This is a genomic window from Tepidicella baoligensis, assembly GCF_013432195.1.
GTDB classification, from domain to species: Bacteria; Pseudomonadota; Gammaproteobacteria; order Burkholderiales; family Burkholderiaceae_C; genus Tepidicella; species Tepidicella baoligensis.
This window is the reverse complement of record NZ_JACCDB010000042.1, coordinates 1-476: the sequence shown is the minus strand read 5'-3', so window position 1 is coordinate 476 and position 476 is coordinate 1. Positions and strand designations below refer to the sequence as shown.

The following is a 476-nucleotide window of genomic DNA, read 5'->3' as shown; positions in this document are numbered from 1 at the left end:
CGTTCCAAGGCATCCATCACCTGGCCAAGAAAAGTGCGCTTGTCCAATGCCCGGCGCTTGCCCGGCCGCATGGCCACGTGCCAAGCGACTTGCTTGCCCTGGTTTTCCGCTCGCTTGTCCACTCCCTGATAGCCCGCATCGGCAAAGACGTCGGTCTCTTGCCCGTGCAAGAGCCGATGCGCCTGCGTCACATCCGAGACGTTGGCAGCGGTGGCCACCACCGTGTGTACCAGCCCTGTCTCGGCGTCGACCCCAACGTGCGCTTTCATGCCGAAGTACCACTGGTTGCCCTTCTTCGTCTGGTGCATCTCAGGGTCGCGCTCACGGCGGGCGTTCTTGGTCGAGCTGGGAGCAGCAATGAGCGTGGCATCCACGATGGTGCCGCTCTTGAGCATGAGGCCACGCTCGGTCAGGATGCGATTGACCGTCTCGAGGATACGCTGGCTCAGGCCGTGTTGCTCCAGCAGGTGGCGAAA

Annotated in this window: 1 protein-coding gene; it reads right to left on the bottom strand. The window is 62.8% G+C overall.

Annotated features, from left to right (window positions below):
• The coding region (locus tag HZS63_RS13800) for an IS5 family transposase (protein WP_180684566.1) at positions 1-476 on the bottom strand (476 nt) is incomplete at both ends.